Origin of the sequence: Occallatibacter sp. (assembly GCF_049802275.1) — a bacterium.
In the GTDB taxonomy this organism is placed as follows: domain Bacteria; phylum Acidobacteriota; class Terriglobia; order Terriglobales; family Acidobacteriaceae; genus Telmatobacter.
Genome location: NZ_JBARMD010000560.1, coordinates 1 through 5,942, shown reverse-complemented (window position 1 = coordinate 5,942; position 5,942 = coordinate 1). Strand labels below are relative to the sequence as shown.

5 protein-coding genes are annotated in these 5,942 nt (G+C 56.7%); 2 read left to right on the top strand and 3 right to left on the bottom strand.

All coding sequences use genetic code 11. The features are described 5' to 3' along the window. The 3 genes from WA354_RS19345 to WA354_RS19335 all read right to left on the bottom strand — a co-directional run. A partial coding sequence (locus WA354_RS19345; RefSeq protein ID WP_472814658.1) for a VWA domain-containing protein occupies window positions 1-810 on the bottom strand: 810 nt, incomplete at its 3' end. A gap of 31 nt (window positions 811-841) precedes the next feature. Further along, entirely contained in the window at window positions 842-1,522 is a 681-nt protein-coding gene (locus tag WA354_RS19340; protein WP_472814657.1) for a hypothetical protein, read from the bottom strand. A gap of 67 nt (window positions 1,523-1,589) precedes the next feature. Continuing rightward, complete coding sequence (locus WA354_RS19335; protein ID WP_472814656.1) at window positions 1,590-2,372, bottom strand: hypothetical protein; 783 nt, start codon at window positions 2,370-2,372, stop codon at window positions 1,590-1,592. A gap of 329 nt (window positions 2,373-2,701) precedes the next feature. On the opposite strand from WA354_RS19335, the gene WA354_RS19330 reads away from it, so the two are divergent. Both WA354_RS19330 and WA354_RS19325 read left to right on the top strand, forming a co-directional pair. Beyond that, complete coding sequence (locus WA354_RS19330; RefSeq protein ID WP_472814655.1) at window positions 2,702-3,754, top strand: DUF2079 domain-containing protein; 1,053 nt, start codon at window positions 2,702-2,704, stop codon at window positions 3,752-3,754. Between the two features lie 119 nt (window positions 3,755-3,873). Next, entirely contained in the window at window positions 3,874-5,871 is a 1,998-nt protein-coding gene (locus WA354_RS19325) for a TIGR03768 family metallophosphoesterase (RefSeq protein ID WP_472814654.1), read from the top strand. Window positions 5,872-5,942 lie beyond the last annotated feature (71 nt).

Sequence of the window (5,942 nt, the reverse complement as noted above, 5' to 3'; positions counted from 1 at the left end):
TGGATAGCCGAAGTTCGAACTCCGCTCTTCCTCGCCCTTGAAGTAAATCGTGTAGATCACTACATTCGCCCGATCGGCTGCATCGATGGCGTCATTCATGGTGTCTTTGCTGCCGCGATCAACGCCGTCAGAGAAGACGACCAGCGCCTTCCGCCCGTCCTTGTGCTTCATCAGTTCGTCCGAGGCGAGGAATATCGCATCGTACAGCTGCGTGCCACCGCGGCCGTGCGTCGGCCGCTCACGGTCATCGCCGGTCGTCTCTGGCCCCTGCGAGTCGTCGCGCGTCTGGTGCGAAGCGCCCATATCGTCGAGTTCGTGCTGCAGCTTTTCGCGCGACGTCGTAAAGTCTTCAAGCAGCTCGACCTGCCGGTCAAAGTGGATCAGAAAGGCTTCGTCCGGGTCCTTGGCGCGCGGTTCGGCCGGAAGCATCGCATCGACGAACATCACGCCCGCCTTGCGTTCGTTCTCAAGTGCCCCCGAAACGCTTCGACTGGTATCGACCAGCAGACCAAGCTTGTAGGGCAGGTTGGTCTCGTGCGAAAAGCTCTTGATGACCTGCGGACGTCCGTCTTCCGTGAGCGTGAAGTCGCCCTTGTCCAGGGTGGTCACAAAGGCACCCTTCTTGTCGCGCACGGTCACCGGCAGAAGCACTTCGCGGGCCTGGACTTTGAGGGTGGCAACCGGCTTGTCGTCAGGTGCGGGTTGGGCAGGCCGGGTGTTTGAAGCCTGCTGAGCCGGCATCGTGACGGGCAGGCAGGCCAATGCAAGGGCCGAAACGGCGACTCGAGTAAATATTGGATTTCGCATCATGATTCGATTCATGGGGGATTCAAGCACACTTTCAGTTATTTAGACGCCGCAACCCGCCAACCGTTGACTGCCAGGCTATGTGAACGGGAATCCAAAGGAGAAGGCCAAGCCACCAGACCCAGCCTCCAAAGGCAATCAGAGCAGGCAGACGCGCCAAGGCGTCTATTCCCGGCAACAGAGCAACTCCCGAAGCAATTGCCGTACACACGGTAATGAACGCTCCAGGCTCAGCCCACCATCGTCTCGCCTGGATCAGCGGAAGACTCCCAATCAAAAACCACTGAACTGCAATCAGGACACACAGCGCCACATCCACTCGGCGCATCGTTTTAAGGTCGGCATCGGAAAGTAGCCCCGAGTCGTTTACGCCAAGCATTTTGGCAACTGACCATTTTGGAGGACACTCCTCTCGCCATTGACTTACGATGAAGGCCGGCAGATTTCCAATCTGCACGACTGAAACCTGCGGTGGAATATGACCCCAGAGACCGCATGGAGAAAATGAGACCGTCTGCTCATCCTGCGCTTGAACGATTTCTGTTGGCGCTGCCGAGATATCGCCGAAACTGCCGATCCGCAGCCCTTCCTCATTTGCGGAGTGTTGCTGCCGCTCCTTGAGGTATTGCGCGTCTCTAGCCGCCAAAAGGCAGATCAGCGGCACAGCCGTCATCAAATTAATCCCAGCCAGCAAAAGTCCGCGCCGCCAGTTCATGCCAGCAAGATTACTCGGCCCGCTTCATCGGCACAACCGCCAGCCGATTTCATCGGGCAAACGCGATCTACTGCCCCGAGCCGAAGTGCGGAACATCGTCATTCATCGAGAACACATCCTTCAAATCATTCTCGAACGGAAACACGTGAATCATCCAGGTGAACATCACGGGATAAAACGTCCCGCCTTCGGCCTTGCAGGCATCCGCGGTCTTGATGGAGCCGAACATGCCGAATTTGGGATGTTTGCCCAGGTATTGCTTCACCTTGTCGGCGGGCGCGGCGCAAAAATTGATGTGCTTGTGCCAGCGCACCACGCTCAGCGGAATGCGTGCGTTCAGCTCATCTTCACTTGCATTCGGCGGCACCGTGAACATCACGCCCTCAAGCTTGTAGCGCTGGGTTGGCGTCTGGAAATAGAGCAGCGACGAAGGCTTGGTGGGATCGAAGCGCTGTTCGGCCTCCCGTAAATTGGCCTGGTTGTTGAAATGAAATTGCGGCTCATCCACATTCGGATTGGCGATCACGTATCCGTCCTCTAGCGCCTTGTGATAATCGCGGTAGCGCTTGATCGAAGCTCTGACCTGCGCGACGACCGCCTTCACCTTCTCTTCATCACCCGGCTGTTTCGGTCGCAACGCCGTAACGTACATGTGCCCCGCCATCGCCGTCATGCTCGGTCCCATGTTTTTCATGTCGCCGCTCATGTCCATGCCCGCCATGTTGTCTTTCGACGCGCCCTGCTGCTGCCATGCATCCACCGGCGCCGCAACCAGCACTCCCAGCAAGATGACCACAAACCACAATCCACGAAGCACCCTGTCTGGCTTGTTCAGTTGAGTGAATAACACGAGGGTGCTTCTGGGGCGGGGGAGGGGTCCGGTTGATTTCATGAGCGCATTTTAATCATGCAAAAGCGAGCAGAAACACAAGATGTTGTCGAACGGACCATGAACGGATCGAATAGGTCTCAGAAGGATTTGGTAGCGCTATAGCCTTACACAACCTGTGCGTTCCGCGGAAGCGTAAACAGAGAATCCCAAGAAACGAGAAGAGAGCCCGCGAAGCTGACAGTTTTAGCGGATGCCTACCATACAAAGCGCCGCGCAGCCCAACGAAGACAGCCCGAAGCAGCAGGTGTTACGATTCGAGCCAATTTGTGCTGACCGTGGGGGTCTCATTGAAGCCTGGAGTTGGACGCAGCGTCGTTCTCTGGACACTGTTCTTCGTCATTAGCACGGGCCTGGGATACCCTACCCTCAATCGTTACGACCCCAGGGCAGTTCCAGGGCTCTACGATTCCAGGGCATATTACGCACTCGTGAGCGGCGACCCGCTTCAGGACGATCAAGAGCATTTCTCCCACAGGGTGCTCGTCTCGTACCTTGCAAAGCCGATCTTTTGGCTTGCAAAAAACCACCTCCACTCATGGAATCCAGTCTTCTTCGCGATCTTGGTAGTCAACTCCTTCTTTATCGCCACAACTGCTTTCCTGTTGGTAGACGTTGGCAGGCGCATTACCGCGGACGAAGCCGTAGCTCTCGTGAGTGCCCTCCTCTATCTCACCAACTTTGCTGTGGCGAATTTCAATCTTTCGGGATATGTGGACTCGGCTGTGAACTGCATTTTGATGGTTGTGGTCTGGACAATGTTTACAGAACGATGGTGGCTTTTGCCGCTTTGGGGAGTGATTGGCGCCCTCGCCAAAGAGACTTTCGTTCCCTTAGCCGCAGCACTTGCATTGGGATGGTGGCTAACGACCGCGCGGCGCCGGTCGCTCAGGCTCTCGCAACTTGCATGGATTGGGGCGATGGTTGCCGTAGGCTTCGCGACCCTGATTCCGCTGATGTCACATCGCTCGTCCGACGCCTCACTCTTGAGCTTTGCAGCATTAATGAAGGGTGAGTCAGATTCCGGCCGTGCCTACCTTTCAGGGCTTGTCGGCTGCCTTCTCGCGCGAGAATTCCTGTATACGTTCGCCTGGCTGCTTCCCTTGGGCGTATGGCGGCTGGCGCGCTTGCCAAAAGCATGGGTAGTCGGCTCGATATGCGCGGCATTGGCGGCCCTCGCAATGGGAGCCTATGATGACGCACTCGGCGGCGCGGCCAGGGCGTTGTTCAGCGCGTCTGGGCCCTTGCTAAGTCTGTCGGTCTCACTCCTGCTCATCGAAACCTGTAAGGATCGCGGTTGGGAACCGTTTCCGGGATCTGTCACCAAAAGCGAAGTCCGCTAAAATACCGGCCCCTGGGTCCAATTGGTCGCCCTGCCGGATTTTCCCAATCCAGCGCAGTGCCACGCCGATTGTCCTGTTATTTGATCGCAAACCTGCCGATAACAAGGCAGGAGAGTGACATGGACTCGATGGATCCCAAACCAGGCAGCGCAATTCTTTCCGGCGACAGTCTCAAAATAATTCGCAATATTTCGCGTCGCGAGTTTGTAAGTTACTCACTCGGCACGGCTGCGGCCCTGTATCTCAGTACATTCGAGTCTGGCTGCGGTGGCGGAGAACCCGCCAGCTATCCCATCGGTTCCACCGTTGTCACCACCGTAGACCGCGTGCTGTGTTTCCCCATGCCGCCAAAAATTGACCAGCCGAACTCCGGTGTAGGACTCTGCCCCACCGAGCTTCCTCTGGTTTCGCAGTACGCCGCCTATGGTTATGGAAGCTATACCTACGGCCCAGGACTCGAAGCGGCAAAACGGTACGACATCATGGCAAATGACTACAGCAACCCATCCCCTGTGCGCCTCTCGCGCATGGCGAATTTCTTCACCATGTCCGACATCCACATCACCGATAAGGAAGCTCCCAATCAGCTCATCTATATTCAGCAGGAAGATCCTATCTACGGCGCGTCGGGAACCTCGCTCTACTCGCCGATCATGCCCTACACTACCCACGTCCTCGACGCCGCTATCCAGACCATGAACGCCCTTCACGAGTTGTCTCCATTCGACTTTGGCATCTCGCTGGGCGATGCCTGCAACAGCACGCAGTACAACGAACTCCGGTGGTATATCGATGTCATCGACGGCAAGGTTATCCAACCAAGCTCCGGCGCTCATGCGGGAGCTGCCACTATCGACTACCAAAAGCCCTACCGCGCCGCCGGGCTCAACCCGGCGATTTCCTGGTATCAAGTCCTCGGCAACCATGACCACTTCATGATCGGATCCATTCCCGTGGATGCCAACCCCGACCTTCATCTTCGCGAGTCCTACACGAGCGGCAATGTCTGGAAGATAGGAGATGTGCTGAAACCCAACGCCGGGTTCCCATGTTGCTACGATACTTTCGCCGCTATTCAGCAGCAGACGATGTACACGGGTTATATCGACGGTGCAACGCCCACCGGCACCATCAAGGGGGCTGGCATGGCCGCAACCATTCCCGCTGCGCCCACAATCGTCGCCGATCCGAGCCGCCGCTCGCTCCTGAGAACGGAGTGGATGCAGGAGTTCTTCAACAGCACGACCGCTCCGAGGGGCCACGGACTCAACCTGGTCGATCCATCGATGGGGGCCGGCTTTGCCTGCTACAGTTTCGTGCCAAAGTCCGATGTTCCACTCAAGGTGATCGTTCTCGACGATACGCAGTCTGAGACAGACGGCTCGCACGACATTCACGGACATGGATTCCTGGATGCGACGCGGTGGGGATGGCTCCAGGCGGAACTCGCTTCAGGACAGGCGGCGAATCAGCTCATGATTATCGCAGCGCACGTTCCGCTGGCAGTAGCAAATATCGGCACAGAGGTGGAATGGTGGGAATCGAACAACGATCCGAACGCCGTGCAACAGAATGCAGTCAGCCTGGCAAACCTCGTCGCGGAACTGCAGAACACGCCGAATCTGCTGATGTGGATTGCCGGCCACCGTCATTTCAACACCGTGAAAGCCTTAAAACCACCGCCCGGCGGGAGCCCGGTAAATGGCTTCTGGCAAGTCGAAACCTCGTCGCTCCGGGATCACCCGCAACAGTTCCGCACCTTTGAGATCTACCTCAATAGCGATTACTCGGTGTCGATCATCGCGGTCAACGTTGATCCGGCAGTTGGCAATGGAACGCCCGCAGCCAAATCACGAGCGTATTCCATCGCGGCCCAACAGATCGTGCAAAACGACATTATGCCAAACGCCCAAAATCTCGAGTCGCAATACAACCAGCTGGTGGAATCCATGGATCCGACTCGCGCCCAGGATGGCTCATACGATCTGTCGATCAAGTACGCATCCATCCAGGGTGTACCCTACTGCGCCTCGTACAACGCGGAACTCTTCAAACAATTAACTCCGGCGATGATCAGCGTTTTGAAGGCAAAGTATTCGCCCTCCGCGCAGAGATAACGGCGAGTTGTTCTCAATGCAAACGGCTGCAATATCTGCAAAGGCAGAGAATGCAGCCGTTATGCTTTTGG

Bases quoted from the DNA above. Each gene is read 5' to 3' on its own strand.
- WA354_RS19340 (WP_472814657.1), bottom strand. From the start codon at position 1,522: ATGAACTGGCGGCGCGGACTTTTGCTGGCTGGGATTAATTTGATGACG.
- WA354_RS19325 (WP_472814654.1), top strand. From the start codon at position 3,874: ATGGACTCGATGGATCCCAAACCAGGCAGCGCAATTCTTTCCGGCGAC.